Below are 14,345 nucleotides of genomic sequence, written 5' to 3'. Positions count from 1 at the left end.
GGGGTGAGGTTCGGGTGGCCGGGGCGGTGCGCGCGGATCATGCGCGGGGCGCCTCGGAGCGGGATGCGAGGCCACGGAGGTCAACGCCGCGGTCGGCGCAGAATTCCCGGAGGCGGCCGCGGACGATGAGGTCGGTGGCGAGGAGCTCGTCGCGGGTGGCGGCGCCGAGCAGGGCGTAGACGGCGCGCGTGCGCGCCTTCCAGTCCTCGACGAGGGCGACGAGCCGCTCGGCTCCGCCGCCCGTGCCGTCGGGGCCGATTGCCTCGAGGAAGGCCCCGGCGACGCCCACGGCCCGCGCGCCGGCGGCCAGCGCCTTGACGACGTCGTAGGGGGTGCGGACCCCGCCCGAGGCCAGCAGCGTGGGCGCGGATGCGGGAGCGTCGAGCAGGCTCGCGAGGGCCGACTGGCCGAAGCCCGTCAGCATCGCGTACTCGCCGGCCTCGCGCCGGGCGTTCTCGATGCGCAGGAAGTCGGTGCCGCCGCGACCGCTCACGTCCGCCAGGCGCACGCCGATCTCGGACAGCCGGCGCAGCGTCGCGCGGCTGAGGCCGAAGCCGACCTCCTTGACAATCACGGGCACCGGGGATGCGGCGGCGAGCTGCTCGACGGAGGACAGCCACGAAGAGAAGTCGCGCGAGCCCTCGGGCATCACCGTCTCCTGCACTGCGTTGACGTGCACCTGCAGCGCGTCCGCGCCGATCAGTTCGACCGCGCGGGGCGCGTCGGAGGCCGGGCGGCCAACGCCGACGTTCGCCATGACGAAGCCGTCGGGGTTCTCCGCACGGATCACGGCGAAGCCGCGGGCCGCATCGGGGTCGTCGAGGGCGACCGAGACCGAGCCGCAGGCCATCGGCATGCCGGTCTCGCGCGCGGCGATCGCAAGCTCGCGGTTGATCCGCGTGGTGCGCTCGGTGCCGCCCGTCATCCCGTTCACGTAGAACGGGGTCCGCCAGTGCCATTCGCCGGCGTCGTGACCGGCTCCGGCGCCGAAGGGGATCGTCACCCCGAGGTCGATGCGCTCGGCGTCGACGCCGCCGAGCGCCTGGTGCACGAAGTCGAGCTCGTCGAACTCGTTTCGCGGGGCCGCGCCGCGCTGCTCGAGCGCGAGGTCGACGTGCTCGTCCTTGCGGGCCGCTCGGGATCCTGGGATCTCGCGGTGATCAGAATGCATCGATGCCTCCTGATGCGGGGTGCGGGGCGAGGCTGAGGCGGCGGATGTCGTTCGCCTCCCACTCGCGCAGGATCGGATCGGTCGAGAGCTCTGCGTTCGCGAGCACGATACCGCAGTCGCCGCCGCCGGCGCCCGACGGCTTGCCCGCCGCACCGTGCCGCTCGGCGATGTCGCAGAGCGCGCGCAGCTGCGAGGTCTCGATCGTGATCCCCGACGTCTCGCTCAGGCGCTGCAGCACCCGTCGTGCTCGGCCGATCACCGCGGGCGCTCCCGCGCCGCGCCGCTCGAACGCCGCGACCAGATCGTCGACGCAGGCCCGGCTGTCGGCGCCGAACTCCGGGTACGCCTGCAGCGGGCGGCGCGAGTCGGCATGCCGCACCTGCTCGACGAGGCGCTCGGTGGAGGCCGGCGAACCGGTCCAGCCGACGAGCAGCTGCAGGGAATCGGGAGTCGGGAGCCGGTCGACCCCGCAGCCGGCCCACTCGGCCGTCGCCGCGAGCGTCGCGGCGACGCCGTGCACTGCGCGGTGGGTGCGGAGCGCGCCCCGGTCGGGCGAGGAGTAGCGGATCCACCCGCCGAAGGTGCTCGCCGCAAGGTCGCCTCCGGACGCCGCCGGGGCGACTTCGCAGGTCGCGAGCAGCGCCAGCTTGAACCGCTCGGTGCGGGTGAGGTCGAGCCCGTAGAACTCGTCGAGCGCGGCGACGACCGCGACGGTGACCGCGGCGGAGGACCCGAGGCCGAACTTGCGGCCGCTCACGTCGTCGAGCTCGCTCCCGATGTCGAGGTCGTAGTAGCGCGGCGGCAGCCGCAGCTCCGATCGCAGCTGCTCGACCGCGGTGATCGCGGCGAAGACGTAGTCGGAGGGCTGGTGCTCGATCACGATCCGATCGCTCGCGTCGTCGCGCACCCAGACGAGCGGCGAGCGGCCGTACGCACTCGATCGCACGCGACCCACCTCGGAGCCCTCGGTGAGGCGCACCGTGATGTAGCGATCGACGGCGACGATCACGGCGGGCTGCCCCGGATCCACGACGGCGTATTCGCCGGCGATGTAGAGCTTGCCCGGCGCGCGATGCTCGATCATGCGATCGCTCCGGCCGCTCCGGCCGCTCCGGCTTCCGACGGGATCACTTCGGCACCCGCGCCCGGGCCGACGAGGCGCACCGAGCCGAAGCCCTGCAGCGCGGCGACCAGATCCTCGGCCTGCTCCGGACGCACGATCACGGCCACGTTCGGACCCGCGTCGGCGGTGGAGTAGGCCTCGAGCCCCATGTCGCGCAGCGCGGCGACGGCGTCGAAGATCGCGATGCTCGCGGGTGCCAGGTAGCGGATGGGCGGGTCGCAGGCCTGGATCACGGCGTGCATGCGCAGCGCGTGCGACTCGGTGATGCGGCCCACGCGCGTGAAGTCGTCGGCCGCGCAGGCCTCGAGCATCGCGGCGAGCGATTCCTCGGTCGAGGAGATCCACGCGGGGAAGAACGGGGAGGTCAGCGCCGAGCGGCGCATGGCGGCGCGGCTCGACACGGCCTTCTGCGCGGTGTCGACCGTGACGATCACCATGCGCATGTCGGGACCGGTCACGGCCTCGGCGTATGAGCTCGCGTCGTCGCCAGCGTGCCAGACGGCGAGTCCGGGCACGAGGCTGCGCGAGGCGGAGCCGGATCCGCGGCGGGCGAGCCGGCTCAGGTCGCGCTGATCGAGGTCGAGGCCGTAGGCGCTCGCCGCGGCGGTCGCGAGCGCGGCGAAGCCCGACGCGGAGGACGCGAGGCCGGCGCCGGTGGGCGCCTCGTTGGTCGAGACGACCGAGGCTCGGGTCTCGGATCCCGCGAGCTCGCGCACGCGGTCGAGGAAGCGGGTCACCCGGCCGGTCGCATCGGCGGAGGCCGCGGAGCCGTTCAGCGCGAAGACGTCGGCGTCCGCCGCGCCGTCGAGCGAGACGGTCGTGGTGGTGGGGAACGCATCGAGCGTCAGCGACAGGCTGCCCGCGACGGGGAGGATCAGATCCTCATCCTGCTTGCCCCAGTACTTGACCAGGGCGATGTTCGGGAAAGCGCGAGCTGTAGCGGTCGTCATGCGGCGGGTACCTCCACGGTCCAGGTGCGTTCGGCGCCGGCGCGGCGCATGGCCGCCCCGATCCGGTCTGCGTGCGCGGCGTCGTCGGCGACCGCGATCACGCAGCCCCCGAGCCCGCCGCCGGTGAGCTTCGCGCCGGCGGCGCCGGCCTCGCGCGCCGCCGCCGTGATCGCGTCGAGCCGCTCGGAGCTGACGCCCACGCGGTTCAAGATCCCGTGCGCCTCGGTCATCGCCGCGCCGATCGCCGTGCGGTCGCCCGCGGCGAGCTCGGCGATCGATCCCTCGGCGATCTCGGCGAGGCGGGAGAGCAGCGCATCGGTCGACCCGGGCTCCCGTTCGCGCAGGGCCTGCACCGAACCGACGGCCTTCGCCGTCGAGCCCGGGTGGCCGGAGTCGGCGAAGGCGAGGGTGAGCGGCGAGCCGATGCTGATCGGGGCGACCGCGCCGCGGGTGAACCGGATGGCGCCCGTCGCCGCGACGGTGCGGGCATCGATGCCGCTCGGGGTGCCGTGCGCGACCTTCTCCGCGGTCTGGATCAGGTCGAAGAGCACGTCGTCGTCGAGCTCCACCGCGGCGAGATCGAACGCGGCGCGGGAGATCGCCGCGGCGACCGCCGCGCTCGAACCGAGCCCGCGTTCGTGGGGGATCTCGCTGCGGATCCGTACCGTGGCGCCCTGCGGCCCCTCGCCCGTGGCGAGATCGCCGAGCCCCGCGCGCTCCAGGGAGGCGCGGATCGCCGTCACCACCGGGGCGAGACGCGCGGGCGCGTCCTCGACGGGCCCGGTGAAGAGCGAACTGTCGATGCGGAGGCCCGGTGCGCCCGTTTCGATCACCGCTTCGGCCGTCAGGCTGTCGACCGGGATCGCGATCGCGGGGGCGCCGTAGACGACGGCGTGCTCGCCGAAGAGGATCGCCTTCGCGTGCGATGCTCCGACGCCGCGGCGCGGTGCGCGCGACGCGTCGGGGGACGCCGGAGCGTCGCTCGGTTCCGCATCGGGGGTCAGGGGCATTCGGGTCCGTTCCAGTCGACCCGGAAGCGGGAATTCACCCCGGGCACACGTGAAGAGGGCCGGACTGCTCCGTCCCTCTTCGCCTCAAATCTCTTACGATACGCCCGTCTGCCCGAAGATGCGACCCGGACGGTCGCCCCGCGGTCGGTAAACCGCCGGAAAATCACCGGTGGCGTCCGGTAAAACGGGTCCGATCAGCTGTCGGCGGACGGAGCCGGATCGGTGGCCCGCTCGGCGTCCTCGTCGATGTGGACCACGGTGACGCGGATATCCGCTCCGGCGATCCCGTGCTCCCGGCAGATGACCGTTGCGACCTCGTGCGCTCGGGCGCTCGTCTCGGCGGCCCCCGCGCTCGCACGCACCCCGATCGCCACGTCGGCGCGGGGACCGGTCTCGCCCGTCTCCCAGCGGACGAAAGGAGCCCGCTGCTCGGCGGTGCCGAGGGCCTCGGCACCCGCATCGACCAGCTTCGCGAGGACGCCCCCTGAGCGGAAGACTCCGGTCACACCGGGAAGTGCCCGCACGGCGGCCTCGATGTCCGCCGCCACCGCCTGCTCCGTCGACTCGCTCACCGGTCTCCCTCCTTCGGATTGCGCACTTCGTGAACGTCGCGCACCTCGATGTCGATCCCGCTCACGTTCAGGGTCGTGTGCGTCCGCAGCCGCCGCTCGATCTCCGCGCGGAGCCGGTGGACGGCATCCGGGATCGGAACGCCGTAGGGCGCGCTGACCTCGACGCGGACCCGGACGGGGGCGCCGGGCACGGTGACGTCCCCGTCGAAGCGGCACTTCCCGACCACGATCCCCGGTACGACCCGTTCGGCGGCGCGGATCGCACCCCGCACCGCGCCCTCGGTGATGCCCAGGTCGGCCTCCGGGACCCGCCCGGCGACCGGAATGCGGCGACCGGACCTGGCGTCGAGGGCGATGCCCGAGAGGATCGACTGGACCCAGCTCTCGCTCGGCTCCGGCTCCTCCGCGGCATCGGCGGCGAGCAGGCCGGGGGTCAGCTCCCGGAGTCGGGTCAGCGCCTCCAGGGCGATCCGGCATCCGGCCGAGCCCTCGATCGAGGGGTCGACCGGTTCCCGACCAGCATCGAGGTAGTCGAAGAGCTCCTCGATCGTGTGGCCGTCGAGATCCTCGGGCTCGGTCGCCAGACTTCGGAGGTCCGGGCTGTCGTATTCATTCATCGCCACTGCTCCATCCGAACAATGATGTCTTTTCGTGCGCGGGCGAGCAATCCGCGGACCGTCGATACCGGAATGCCGAGTTCCTCGGAGATCTCGTCGTAGCTGTACTCGCCCAGCTCGCGCAGCACCCAGCATTCGCGCTGGGCATCGGGGAGCCGATTGATCGCTTCGCCGAGCGCGGCGATCCCCGCTCTCGCCTCCGCTCGCCGGGGCGGCGAGAGCCGTTCCGGCGCCGGGAGCTCCGCCCCGTCCAGCTCCGCGAGCGGACGGCTCGAGCGGATGCGGTCGATCGCCTTCCTGCCGGTGATCCGCAGGAGCCAGCTCCGCACCCGTCCGGGATCGTCCAGCGCGGCGAGCTGGTCCCACGCGGTGATGAACGCGTCCTGCACGACGTCGTCGACATCCGCGGAACCGGGGAGCAGGCGCCGCGCGTACGCGCGCATCACCGGAGCGTGCCTGCGCACGAGCACGGCGAACGCGACGGTGTCGCCGTCCGCGGCGCGGTCGGCGATGATCCGGTCGTCGGCGTCGTCAAGCGGACTGCGGGTGCTGCTCATGCATCCTCCCCAGCGGATTGCCGGCCGCTCGCTCTCGACGGCCATCAGGTGAGACTTCCACCCGTATCACCATCCTGTCTTGCGGGCGACTCCGCGTCCAGCGCGGTCGGTGTGAGTCTGCTGCGCGTCGTGCGGGGCGGGTCCGCCGCCCGGCACGACGCCACGGCTCAGCTGCCCAGGAAGTTCTTCCGGGCCCGCTCGAGGGACTTCCTCGCGTTCTTCGCCATGCGCTTCCTCGACTTCTTCGCCTCCGGGTCGGTCCAGAGGCGTTCGAGCTGGTGCCGCAGGTCTTCGTAGTTCTTGCCGCGCGACTTCGCGGACTCGACTCCGACGAGATAGCCGGCGATTGCGACGACCGCGAGGATCAGCAGGTTCTTGCGCATGGCGTCTTTCCTTTCTTCGGGCCCCGCTGGGCGGGGTCAGTTCACTCGGGACTCGTCTGCTGCGATCCGGGAACGCAGCCCGGACCGGATGGTGACGAGCGTCGGGGTCCGGCGCCCGAGGAGCGCGTCGAGATGGTCGAGCAGGGGCGCCACCGTCTCGGCGACCCGCTGGGGCGAGACGTTCTGCCTCGGGGTGACCGTGACCTGCAGCACGTCGGCGCCGCGCAGTCTGCGGGTGCTGACCCGCGAAGCGAGGATCTCGTCGTGCGCGCTCAGCGCCTGCGTGATCAGATCCGCGGCGAAGCCCTGTCGGATCGTCACCGGCCCCTGCGCGCCCTCGCCGCGCTCGTCGCGGATCACCGTGCTGCTCCGCCCGCCGCCGAGGCGGGCGAGCGCGACGACGGCGAAGACGACGACCACTGCGAGGAGCAACAGGATCCCCAGGACGAGCCAGCTCGCGCGGGTCGATTCCGACAGACGGGTCGCCCGGTCGGCGTCCCGCAGCCAGGCGAGCGCGCCGGAGCCCCGGTCGGTCCAGACCGCCGCGGCCGGGGCCAGGTCGCCGCGGCCGCGGCGCCGATGCCGGTGGCGAGCAGGACCGCTCCCACGACGAACAGGATGGCGCGGTTCAGCCCGCGGTTCGTGGCGTTCATGAGGCATCCTCCCGATCCGCGCTGCGGAGCACGCGCGCCCGCACCTTCACGCGGGGGCGCAGCGCGTAGTCCTCGAGCTCCGCTTCCGCGATGGCGCGCACGCGAGTCCGGTCCATCGACTGCCCGGGTTCGGGCCGAACGGTCACGTCGGCGCTTCGGTGGCCGACCCCGACGACGACCGCGCCCCTGGAGAGGTCGAGTTCGCGCCGCACCCGCTCGGCGACCGACGACGCGATCACCCCGTTGTCGGTGATCAGCGCGCGGTCGGTACCGCCCAGTTCGTGCTTCGGTCGTCGGCCGGGCGCGACCGCGAGCCAGACGAGGATCGCTCCGATGACCGCCGCGACGATCCCGATCGGGAGCGTCACGGACTGGGGCTGCTCGGGGATCCCGCGGAGCCAGGTCAGAGCCGCGCCGGGATCGACGAGCAGCGGAGCCGCGCCGACGAGATGCAGGACGATCTCGACGCCCACCGCGACCGCCGCCAGGGCGACGAGCACGAGCACGGCTGCGGCCGCCACCGTGCGCGGTGAGTGCAGTTCGCGTCGGACGACCCGATTCAGACCCGTGTTCGACATCTACCTCACCCGCTTTCGTTGGGGAATGATCGCTCCGGTCACCGTGAACGAGACCCGCCGGACCTCGCGCCCAGTCAGGCGCTCGATCTCGGCGGCGAGGGCCGTCTGCAGCGCGCGGACGCGTTCCAGGATCGGCACGGCCGGTTCGCTCGGGTCCCGGTCCTCGAGAGCGGGGACGGGGAGCTTCGCGGCGATCCGCACGGCGAGCCCCCTGCCCCACTCGGCCACCTCGACGTTCACGTCGTCACGCGGGACGCCGATCGCGACCGCGGCGGCCTCCCGCACGACCTTGTCGATGACGCGCTCCCGGACCCGGACGGTGCCCGAGGGGCGCGAAACGGGCGCGAGCACCCCTGCGGATGCCTGAGGCGCGACGGTCGATGCGCTCATGACGACGTTCGCCTCCCGCTGAACGCTCCGGCGAGCGCACGGAGGTCCAGCTGACCGGACATCACGCGTCCGATGAGCGCACCGATCAGCATGAGCAGCGCGACCAGGAGGAATCCCCAGAATCCGAAGATCAGCGCGGCGAAGGCGAGCACCGCGCCGATCGCGGCTCCGGTCAGCGTGGCGTTCATGAGACGCGCGACTCGTCGTCGTCGCTGTCGTCGGTGGGGAGGTGCACGTCGTTCACATCGATGTTGACCTCGACGACCTCGAGCCCCACGAGACGGGTGATCGCCGTCGTGACCGCGGTGCGGACGTTCTCGGCGACCTCCTGGATGGGGGCCGGGTAGTCGACCACGATGGTGAGGTCGGCCGCGGCCTGCGTCTCGCCCACCTCGACCTTGACGCCCTGGGTGAGATCCGTCGCGTTCACCGCGTCGCGGATCGCTCCCAGTGCGCGGGCGCCGCCGCCCCCGAGGGCATGCACTCCGGCGACTTCGCGCGCCGCGATCCCCGCGACCTTCGCGACGACGCCCTCCGCGATCGTCGTGCGGCCGGCCGAGGAGCCGCCCTCGGCCGACTGGCTCGGCACCGCCGGGGCGCGATCCACGCGGGTCGAGCCCGAGGCGCGCTTCGCGCCGGGGGAGTCCGCCGTGCCCGCACCGGAAACCGCAGCCGTGTTCGTCTCATCCGTAGCCATCAGAACTACCTCCACAATCACGGGCGCGGCCCCGGGCCGCGCCGTCCAACGAGCGATGAAAGACGCTCTACAGATGAGACGGGCCGGGCGGCGCGAACGTCACAAAAAAGTTCGGAGAGGTTTCCGGGGGGGTGACGCGTTCGCGAGAACCGGTCGTGGCGCGGCGCCCTTCCGGCTTAGAGTTCCGTCTCCCAGCGCGGCGGTCGCCGAGTCGGCGATGTCGTCGCCTTGAGGAAGAGGCGGACGAGGCTCTGCTTCTTCACGAGGTAGGCGTGCCGATCGATCTCGCCCGCGGCGTACTGCGCGTCGAGCTCGGCGATGGTCTCGGCGGCGCTTCCCGCGTCGAAGCGGGAGCGCTCGGGACCGAGGTCGTGCCTCTCACGGATGCTCACGGCAAGGAGTGTAGGGCTCGCCTCCGACATTCGCGGGATCCCGTCGACCTTCCTGGGAAGTCAAGGGGGTGATCCGGGTCCGGGCGGTCCGTACCGTAGAGGCCATGAACGACACGAGCGAACCCGCGAAGCAGCCCGCAGACCGCGACCCGGAGCACCCCGAGACCGTGGATGAGCCGGTCCTCGACGGCGCGACCGAGCACGATCCCGAGGACGAGAACGTCGACCCGCGAAAGGGCCTGACCGATCCGGCACTGATCCGCGACATCGACGCCGACAAGAAGACCGCCAACCCGTACGGTTGATCCCCGCTGCGTCCGGGGCTGATCGAGTCGTCTTCGGACGGAGATCCGTGCTCAGAATGAGGAAATCGCCCAGGATCTCAGTCTGAGCGCGAATCTCCGACTGGCGGTGACCGGGGACCGTAGCCACTAAAGTTAGCCACCTGATAGTTTGGTGGCTAATGAATGACCTGATCGACACCAAGCATGCGCTGCTCCTCGACCGCGTGGGCAGCGCGCCCGCGGTGGAACTGGTGATGGGACTGCTCACCACGGCGCGCCGCATCGACGCGGAGTGCGCGGCGCTCCTCGAACCGCACGGGCTCTCCGAGGGGCGCTTCGCCGCGCTGCTCGCGATCTCGGCCGAGCCGGGAGCGGCACCCGCGAGGATCGCCGAGCGGCTGGGCGTGACCCGAGCCACGGTCACGGGACTCGTCGATGGGCTCGCCGGTGCGGGATGGGCGGTCCGCGAACCCGATTCGAGCGATCGCCGCGCGCTCGTGCTGCACGCCACCCCGGCGGGGGAGGCGTTGCTCGCCGAGCTCGCCCCGCGCTACGAGACCTGGCTCCGGCGGCTCACGGATGGCATCGGTGCGGATGCCGCGGCCGCATGCGCCGATGCCCTCGCCACGATGCAGCGCAACGCGGTGACATCGGCATGAACCCGACGAACGGTTCCCGGAACCGCCTGTCCGCGTCGCGCGACGAGGTGCAGCGCGGCCGCGTCGAGTCGCGCACGCTCGGCGAGATCACCGCACTGGACCACGCGGTGCTGCTCGCGCACGCGATCCCTGAGGCGTCCGCCGAACTCGCGGCCGAGGTGCGAGCAGCAGGGGAGCTCGGCATCCTGGCTCGGATGCGCGCCATCGGCGCAGCGCTCCGCGCCCACCTCGGGGCCGCGGCCTGCGCCGAGCTCACCCGGCACCCCTCGGACACGGTGCGCGGTTGGGCCTGGTTCGCCCTCGCCGCGGAACCGGGATCTCCGCACGAACTCGTCGCGCTGATCCTGCCGGCCGCCGACGACCCGCACTTCGGGGTGCGCGAATGGGCCTGGATGGCCGTGCGGGACCGACTCGCCGTCGAACTCGAGGAGAGCATCGCCGTGCTCGCCGAGCTGACGACCGATCCATCGGAGCGGATCCGCCGCTTCGCGAGCGAGGCCTTGCGTCCGCGCGGGGTGTGGGCGAAGCGCATCGCGGTGCTCGGAGCGGAGCCGGATCGGGGCCTGCCGATCCTGGAACCGCTGCGCGCCGACCCGTCGGTGTACGTGCAGGACTCGGTCGCGAACTGGATCAACGACGCCGCGAAGTCGAACCCCGGGTGGGCGCGCGATCTCGCGATCCGGTGGGCGAGAGAGAGCCCCGGGCCCCAAACCCAGCGGATCCTGCACCGCGGTCTCCGATCGCTCCACGACGCGCGACCGTAGGGCCTTTCGCACGGAGATCCGTGCTCAGCAGGACGAGAACGCGCAGAATCTCCGATCGAGCGCGAATCTCCTTCCCAGACCCAGACCCAGACCCAGACCCAGACCCGGCCCCGGCCCCGAAACCGCCTTGCCTCTCCACGCCGAGCCCTTGACCCAGCGGTCCCGTTCCGGGCGCAGCCGCAGACACCGCGGTCGCGCGCGTGTACGCTCGCGTGCACACGCGGCTCCGGCGCCGCGAGCACGCGCGTCGGCGAACCCGCGCCCGCCCTCGGGCGGCGGCCCGAAGGCGGGTGGAGCAGATGCAGCGCACGATCGCGACGCACGGCGCATGGAGCGGGGCCGGGGTCGCGCAGACCGACAACCTCGCCGCGTTCCGCAGCATGGTGTCCGCGTCGTTCGTCCCGCTGCGGATCAGCACGGAGCGGGAAGCGCCGTTCGCGGCGCGCATGCACTCCGTCTCCGCCGGTGACATCGTGTTCACCGAGGTGACGGCGTGCCCGCACCTCGTCGAGCGCACGCCCGAGACGATCGCGAACGGCGGCAGCGGGTACTACAAGATCGGGCTGCTCCAGCAGGGGAGCGGAATCCTGGTGCAGGACGGTCGCGAGGCGGCGCTCGGGCCGGGATCCCTGACCATCACCGACACCTCGCAGCCCTACTCGCTCCTGCTCGGCGAGAGCTTCCGCAACCTCGTCATGATGTTCCCGAAGCACCTGCTGCCCGTGCCGTACACCGAGCAGCTCACGGCGGTGGTGCTCGGAGAACGGCATCCCGCGCTCGCTTCGGTCGCGACGGCGTTCCTCGCGCAGTTCCCGTCCCAGCTGACCGCGATGAACGATCCGCTGCGCGGCAAGCTCGCGCGCACCGCGCTCGACCTCGTCACCACGCTCGTGTCTGGGATCGCCGACGCGGATCCGGTGCAGCGGGATCCGCACTCCCAGCTGCTGCAGCGCATTACGCCTACATCGACGACCACCTGGCGTCGCCGGACCTCTCGCCCGGCCGCATCGCGGCGGCGCACTACGTCTCGACGAGCCACCTGAGCGCGGTCTTCCGCCGCACCGGCACCACGGTGTCCGCCTGGATCCGATCGCGGCGGCTCGACCGCTGCCGCGCCGACCTGCTGGATCCCGTGCTCGCTGACCGCACCGTCGCGAGCATCGCGGCCCGCTGGGGATTCACCGAGGCCGCCTATTTCAGCCGGACCTTCAAATCGGCGTTCGGCGTCTCGCCGAGCGAGCTGCGTCTCAGCGAGCGGCCCGCAACCGCTTCGTGACCCGGATTGACCGGAGCGCCACGCCCCTTGTCGCTGCGCGAGAGGTGCGCTCCGGGCCGCCCCGCCGCTCCATACAGTGAGCGCAAGACGAGCATCGAGGCTCTCCGGCCGACGGCTGGGCGGCGCGATGCGGCGTCCTCACGACCGACGCGCTGAAAGGACCCCAGGGACGATGACGACCCCCGCTGCAGCCCCCACCGCAACCGACCTGACCGCCGCGGATCCGAACGAGTGGCGGAGCTACGACGAGTTCGCAGCCGGAATCGACACCTACCGCCTCCCGAGCACCGACCTCGACGGGCAGACGCTCGCGCTGGTGCTCGACGACGGCACCGAGCTTCGTCTCGCCTTCGAGAACGGCGAGGTCGCCTGGTCCGCGAGCGGCGCGATCGCGACCGCGGGCGAGCTGCGGGATCCCTACGACGCGGTGCGGGTGCGCGAGGACGTCGTGTTCCTCAACCTGCCCGTCGAGACCCGCGAGCGCGAAGCGATCACGATCGTCTACTCCGAGCGCACCCACCGGGCGCTCGTGACCCGGTCCGAGATCGCCGAGTCCGAGACCGAGGGGGAGCCCCGCGTCGGGCAGACGTTCTGGGCGGCGACGACCGACCGCGGCACCCCCACCGGCGAGATCCCCGGTCCGTCGCGCGACCTCATCGGTCGCCGCAACCTGTACCGCTACAGCCCCGAGCACCTCTACGAGCACGTCTACATCTCGAGCGAGCGCTACGCCTGGCAGTGCGTCCAGGGCGTGCAGCGCGGCCACGGCGACATGGACCTGTCGACCGTGTGGAAGTTCGCGGACGGCCTCTACCTGTTCTGCTTCCGCGAGTTCCGCATCGCGGTCGCGAGCGTCTGGCTGCACGACCTCGGCACCCAGCTCATGACCACGGGGATCTTCCTCGGGATCACGGGCGACGGGCGGGCCGAGCACTCGCGCGCCGGCGGGCACGTGTACCCGCTCGGCTCGGTCGCCTACCCCGACGTCCAGCCCGTCTGACCCCGGAGCCCGTGGGCTCCGCGTCCCGCAGTACCTCACCCTCACCTGTCCCGAGAGGAACCGACATGAAGAAACGACTCCTGGCGGCCGCGGCCCTGACCGCAGCCGCAGCGCTCGCGCTCAGCGGCTGCGCCGGAAGCGACGGCGGTGGCGGCGGGCCGATCAAGCTCGGCTCCGTCAACACCATCAGCGGCCCGGCCACCTTCCCCGAGGCCTCGCAGGCCGCGAAGGCCGTCTTCGACGAGGTCAATGCCAAGGGCGGCATCAACGGCCGCAAGATCGAATACAAGATCACCGACGACAAGGCCGACCCCGCGACCGCGACCGCGTCCGCCCGTCAGCTGATCGGTAGCGACGAGGTCGTCGCGCTGGTCGGATCGGCGTCGCTGCTCGACTGCGAGATCAACGCGAAGTACTACGAGCAGGAGCAGGTGCGCTCGATCCAGGGCATCGGCGTCGACCCCGGCTGCTTCAAGTCGAAGAACATCGCGCCGGTCAACATCGGCCCGTTCAACGACACCACGCTCACCATGCTCTACGGCTCCGAGAAGCTCGGCCTCAGCGACCTGTGCGTGTTCACCAGCGTCATCGGCTCGACCGGCCCCTCCTACAAGGCGGCCGTCGACCGCTGGAGCTCGATCACCGGCAAGAAGCCCGTGCTCATCGACGACACCGTGCCCTACGGCGGCGCCGACTACACGCCCTACATCGTGAAGGCGAAGAAGGCCGGATGCAAGGCGATCGTCAGCAACGCCGTCGAGCCCGACGCGATCGGCCAGATCAAGGCCGCGAACCAGCAGGGCTGGGACGACGTCACCTTCCTGTTCCTCACCTCGACCTACAGCGAGAGCTTCGCGAAGGCCGTGTCGAACAGCGCGGCCGGCGTCTACGTGCCCGCCGAGTTCTATCCCTTCACCGAGGACAGCGACGTCAACGCCGACTGGAAGTCGCTGATGCAGAAGAACGACATCACGCTCACCTCGTTCAGTCAGGGCGGCTACCTCTCGGCCACGTTCATGGTCGAGGTGCTCAAGAGCATCAAGGGCGACATCACCCGCGAGAGCGTCGCGAAGGCGCTCGACGAGATGAAGCCGATCGAGAACCAGATGATCGCCTACCCGTACCAGTTCAAGCAGGTCGCCGCGCAGGACTACGAGCCCGGCGGCTGGCCGGTCGTGCTGAAGTCCGGCACGAACGCCTGGGCCAAGGCCGCGGACGACTGGCTGAAGCTGCCGTCGAAGTAGCCGCTCCGCTCCCGCCTCCGGCGGG

Annotated in this window: 19 protein-coding genes and 1 pseudogene; 6 read left to right on the top strand and 14 right to left on the bottom strand. The window is 71.7% G+C overall.

What is annotated here, in order from left to right:
- Positions 1 to 37 precede the first annotated feature (37 nt).
- The 14 genes from fni to AB3K78_RS11450 form a co-directional block, all read right to left on the bottom strand.
- Complete coding sequence (fni, locus tag AB3K78_RS11515; protein WP_416443365.1) at positions 38 to 1,171, bottom strand: type 2 isopentenyl-diphosphate Delta-isomerase; 1,134 nt, start codon at positions 1,169 to 1,171, stop codon at positions 38 to 40.
- Entirely contained in the window at positions 1,161 to 2,255 is a 1,095-nt protein-coding gene (locus tag AB3K78_RS11510; protein ID WP_416443363.1) for a phosphomevalonate kinase, read from the bottom strand. Before AB3K78_RS11510 ends, fni begins: the two co-directional genes overlap by 11 nt.
- On the bottom strand, positions 2,252 to 3,244 hold the full coding sequence (gene mvaD / locus AB3K78_RS11505; protein WP_416443361.1) for a diphosphomevalonate decarboxylase: 993 nt from the start codon (positions 3,242 to 3,244) through the stop codon (positions 2,252 to 2,254). The genes AB3K78_RS11510 and mvaD overlap by 4 nt, the downstream gene beginning before the upstream one ends.
- On the bottom strand, positions 3,241 to 4,254 hold the full coding sequence (gene mvk / locus AB3K78_RS11500; RefSeq protein ID WP_416443359.1) for a mevalonate kinase: 1,014 nt from the start codon (positions 4,252 to 4,254) through the stop codon (positions 3,241 to 3,243). Before mvk ends, mvaD begins: the two co-directional genes overlap by 4 nt.
- Positions 4,255 to 4,448: 194 nt before the next feature.
- Positions 4,449 to 4,826 carry a hypothetical protein gene (locus AB3K78_RS11495; protein ID WP_416443357.1) on the bottom strand — a complete coding sequence of 126 codons (378 nt, stop codon included), beginning with the start codon at positions 4,824 to 4,826 and terminating at the stop codon, positions 4,449 to 4,451.
- Positions 4,823 to 5,443, bottom strand: coding sequence for an Asp23/Gls24 family envelope stress response protein (locus tag AB3K78_RS11490; RefSeq protein ID WP_416443355.1), 621 nt, complete (start codon positions 5,441 to 5,443; stop codon positions 4,823 to 4,825). The genes AB3K78_RS11495 and AB3K78_RS11490 overlap by 4 nt, the downstream gene beginning before the upstream one ends.
- On the bottom strand, positions 5,440 to 6,000 hold the full coding sequence (locus AB3K78_RS11485) for an RNA polymerase sigma factor (protein WP_416443353.1): 561 nt from the start codon (positions 5,998 to 6,000) through the stop codon (positions 5,440 to 5,442). Before AB3K78_RS11485 ends, AB3K78_RS11490 begins: the two co-directional genes overlap by 4 nt.
- Positions 6,001 to 6,167: 167 nt before the next feature.
- Complete coding sequence (locus AB3K78_RS11480; protein ID WP_416443351.1) at positions 6,168 to 6,383, bottom strand: hypothetical protein; 216 nt, start codon at positions 6,381 to 6,383, stop codon at positions 6,168 to 6,170.
- A 36-nt stretch (positions 6,384 to 6,419) separates the two neighbouring features.
- A complete protein-coding gene (locus AB3K78_RS11475; protein WP_416443349.1) occupies positions 6,420 to 7,043 on the bottom strand; it encodes a hypothetical protein in 624 nt (207 codons plus the stop codon).
- Positions 7,033 to 7,614 (bottom strand): DNA/RNA endonuclease G, encoded by a 582-nt coding sequence (locus AB3K78_RS11470; protein ID WP_416443347.1) that lies wholly within the window; start codon positions 7,612 to 7,614, stop codon positions 7,033 to 7,035. The genes AB3K78_RS11475 and AB3K78_RS11470 overlap by 11 nt, the downstream gene beginning before the upstream one ends.
- Positions 7,615 to 8,004 (bottom strand): NTP pyrophosphohydrolase, encoded by a 390-nt coding sequence (locus tag AB3K78_RS11465; RefSeq protein ID WP_416443345.1) that lies wholly within the window; start codon positions 8,002 to 8,004, stop codon positions 7,615 to 7,617.
- Entirely contained in the window at positions 8,001 to 8,192 is a 192-nt protein-coding gene (locus AB3K78_RS11460; RefSeq protein WP_416443343.1) for a DUF2273 domain-containing protein, read from the bottom strand. The genes AB3K78_RS11465 and AB3K78_RS11460 overlap by 4 nt, the downstream gene beginning before the upstream one ends.
- On the bottom strand, positions 8,189 to 8,701 hold the full coding sequence (locus AB3K78_RS11455; RefSeq protein ID WP_416443341.1) for an Asp23/Gls24 family envelope stress response protein: 513 nt from the start codon (positions 8,699 to 8,701) through the stop codon (positions 8,189 to 8,191). The genes AB3K78_RS11460 and AB3K78_RS11455 overlap by 4 nt, the downstream gene beginning before the upstream one ends.
- Before the next feature lie 176 nt (positions 8,702 to 8,877).
- The gene (locus tag AB3K78_RS11450; protein WP_099723009.1) at positions 8,878 to 9,093 is read right to left on the bottom strand and encodes a hypothetical protein; all 216 of its coding nucleotides are present in this window, start codon (positions 9,091 to 9,093) and stop codon (positions 8,878 to 8,880) included.
- 104 nt (positions 9,094 to 9,197) lie between these two features.
- Between AB3K78_RS11450 and AB3K78_RS11445 the strand changes: the two genes are divergently transcribed.
- The 6 genes and pseudogenes from AB3K78_RS11445 to AB3K78_RS11420 all read left to right on the top strand — a co-directional run bounded on the left by AB3K78_RS11445 (position 9,198) and on the right by AB3K78_RS11420 (position 14,320).
- A complete protein-coding gene (locus AB3K78_RS11445; protein ID WP_416443339.1) occupies positions 9,198 to 9,398 on the top strand; it encodes a hypothetical protein in 201 nt (66 codons plus the stop codon).
- Between the two features lie 158 nt (positions 9,399 to 9,556).
- Positions 9,557 to 10,036, top strand: coding sequence for a MarR family winged helix-turn-helix transcriptional regulator (locus AB3K78_RS11440; RefSeq protein ID WP_416443337.1), 480 nt, complete (start codon positions 9,557 to 9,559; stop codon positions 10,034 to 10,036).
- A complete protein-coding gene (locus AB3K78_RS11435; protein WP_416443335.1) occupies positions 10,033 to 10,800 on the top strand; it encodes a HEAT repeat domain-containing protein in 768 nt (255 codons plus the stop codon). Before AB3K78_RS11440 ends, AB3K78_RS11435 begins: the two co-directional genes overlap by 4 nt.
- A 380-nt stretch (positions 10,801 to 11,180) precedes the next feature.
- Positions 11,181 to 12,076, top strand: a pseudogene (locus tag AB3K78_RS11430) (helix-turn-helix domain-containing protein).
- Positions 12,077 to 12,248: 172 nt separating this feature from the next.
- Positions 12,249 to 13,076: a MoaF C-terminal domain-containing protein gene (locus AB3K78_RS11425; RefSeq protein WP_416443333.1), complete on the top strand. Its 828-nt coding sequence runs from the start codon at positions 12,249 to 12,251 to the stop codon at positions 13,074 to 13,076.
- Between the two features lie 65 nt (positions 13,077 to 13,141).
- Positions 13,142 to 14,320, top strand: a complete 1,179-nt coding sequence (locus AB3K78_RS11420; RefSeq protein ID WP_416443331.1) for an ABC transporter substrate-binding protein — start codon at positions 13,142 to 13,144, stop codon at positions 14,318 to 14,320.
- Positions 14,321 to 14,345 lie beyond the last annotated feature (25 nt).

Source organism: Leucobacter sp. HNU, from assembly GCF_047946755.1.
GTDB lineage: Bacteria > Actinomycetota > Actinomycetes > Actinomycetales > Microbacteriaceae > Leucobacter.
This window is presented reverse-complemented; position numbering and strand designations above follow the sequence as displayed.

Bases quoted from the DNA above. Each gene is read 5' to 3' on its own strand.
- AB3K78_RS11490 (WP_416443355.1), bottom strand. From the start codon at position 5,443: ATGAATGAATACGACAGCCCGGACCTCCGAAGTCTGGCGACCGAGCCC.
- AB3K78_RS11470 (WP_416443347.1), bottom strand. From the start codon at position 7,614: ATGTCGAACACGGGTCTGAATCGGGTCGTCCGACGCGAACTGCACTCA.
- AB3K78_RS11475 (WP_416443349.1), bottom strand. From the start codon at position 7,043: ATGCCTCATGAACGCCACGAACCGCGGGCTGAACCGCGCCATCCTGTT.
- AB3K78_RS11425 (WP_416443333.1), top strand. From the start codon at position 12,249: ATGACGACCCCCGCTGCAGCCCCCACCGCAACCGACCTGACCGCCGCG.
- AB3K78_RS11465 (WP_416443345.1), bottom strand. From the start codon at position 8,004: ATGAGCGCATCGACCGTCGCGCCTCAGGCATCCGCAGGGGTGCTCGCG.
- AB3K78_RS11455 (WP_416443341.1), bottom strand. From the start codon at position 8,701: ATGGCTACGGATGAGACGAACACGGCTGCGGTTTCCGGTGCGGGCACG.
- AB3K78_RS11445 (WP_416443339.1), top strand. From the start codon at position 9,198: ATGAACGACACGAGCGAACCCGCGAAGCAGCCCGCAGACCGCGACCCG.
- AB3K78_RS11420 (WP_416443331.1), top strand. From the start codon at position 13,142: ATGAAGAAACGACTCCTGGCGGCCGCGGCCCTGACCGCAGCCGCAGCG.
- AB3K78_RS11440 (WP_416443337.1), top strand. From the start codon at position 9,557: ATGAATGACCTGATCGACACCAAGCATGCGCTGCTCCTCGACCGCGTG.
- AB3K78_RS11510 (WP_416443363.1), bottom strand. From the start codon at position 2,255: ATGATCGAGCATCGCGCGCCGGGCAAGCTCTACATCGCCGGCGAATAC.
- AB3K78_RS11460 (WP_416443343.1), bottom strand. From the start codon at position 8,192: ATGAACGCCACGCTGACCGGAGCCGCGATCGGCGCGGTGCTCGCCTTC.
- mvaD (WP_416443361.1), bottom strand. From the start codon at position 3,244: ATGACGACCGCTACAGCTCGCGCTTTCCCGAACATCGCCCTGGTCAAG.
- AB3K78_RS11485 (WP_416443353.1), bottom strand. From the start codon at position 6,000: ATGAGCAGCACCCGCAGTCCGCTTGACGACGCCGACGACCGGATCATC.
- AB3K78_RS11435 (WP_416443335.1), top strand. From the start codon at position 10,033: ATGAACCCGACGAACGGTTCCCGGAACCGCCTGTCCGCGTCGCGCGAC.
- AB3K78_RS11480 (WP_416443351.1), bottom strand. From the start codon at position 6,383: ATGCGCAAGAACCTGCTGATCCTCGCGGTCGTCGCAATCGCCGGCTAT.
- fni (WP_416443365.1), bottom strand. From the start codon at position 1,171: ATGCATTCTGATCACCGCGAGATCCCAGGATCCCGAGCGGCCCGCAAG.
- mvk (WP_416443359.1), bottom strand. From the start codon at position 4,254: ATGCCCCTGACCCCCGATGCGGAACCGAGCGACGCTCCGGCGTCCCCC.